Annotated in this window: 3 tRNA genes and 2 rRNA genes; all 5 read right to left on the bottom strand. The window is 53.1% G+C overall.

The window, feature by feature from the left end:
- Positions 1-6 precede the first annotated feature (6 nt).
- Positions 7-82, bottom strand: a tRNA-Asn gene (locus B5F35_RS18265).
- Between the two features lie 7 nt (positions 83-89).
- Positions 90-206 (bottom strand): 5S ribosomal RNA (gene rrf / locus B5F35_RS18270).
- Positions 207-276: 70 nt separating this feature from the next.
- A tRNA-Glu gene (locus tag B5F35_RS18275) sits at positions 277-351 on the bottom strand.
- A gap of 49 nt (positions 352-400) precedes the next feature.
- Positions 401-476: transfer RNA gene (locus tag B5F35_RS18280), tRNA-Lys, on the bottom strand.
- Between the two features lie 130 nt (positions 477-606).
- A 23S ribosomal RNA gene (locus B5F35_RS18285) occupies positions 607-685 on the bottom strand; the annotation flags it as partial.

Raw genomic sequence — 685 nt, forward strand, 5'->3', positions numbered from 1 at the left:
TCATTCTGGCTCCCCAAGTTGGACTCGAACCAACGACCCTGCGATTAACAGTCGCATGCTCTACCGGCTGAGCTATTGAGGAATATTTGTGTTGGCGTCTCCCTATTGTCCCAGGCCACTTCCAGCCAAGTATCGTCGGCACCAGTGAGCTTAACTTCCGTGTTCGGGATGGGAACGGGTGGACCCTCACCGTAATCAACACCAACTTCGAAGCATTTTCACTTCGACTGCTGCTTCCTCAATCACCAGGGAAGCTTTCTTTGTTTGCCTTTCGGCTGGTGACCCGTGCGGGATTCGAACCCACGTTAACGGCGTGAGAGGCCGCTGTCTTAACCGCTTGACCAACGGGCCATAGTTTCGTCAGTCGGGGAGCCGGAGCCTCCGGCCCCTCTCTGACTTGTGGTGCACCATCAGGGACTCGAACCCGGGACACCCTGATTAAGAGTCAGGTGCTCTACCAACTGAGCTAATGGTGCAGACGGTACGGTCAGCGCTCAGCTTCCGCTTTCTCGCATGAACCACTGAGAATGTGTTGTGCACTCTCAAAACTGGACAAAGATTTGAAACGAAGAGGTGTTGCTGTAAAATCAGACTGACCAAGAAGTGATGGTCAAGCCCTCGGCCTATTAGTACTGCCAAGCTACATGCATTACTGCACTTCCACACGCAGCCTATCAACCTTGTA

Source organism: Anaeromassilibacillus sp. An200 (genome assembly GCF_002160025.1).
Taxonomy (GTDB): domain Bacteria; phylum Bacillota; class Clostridia; order Oscillospirales; family Acutalibacteraceae; genus Caccousia; species Caccousia stercoris.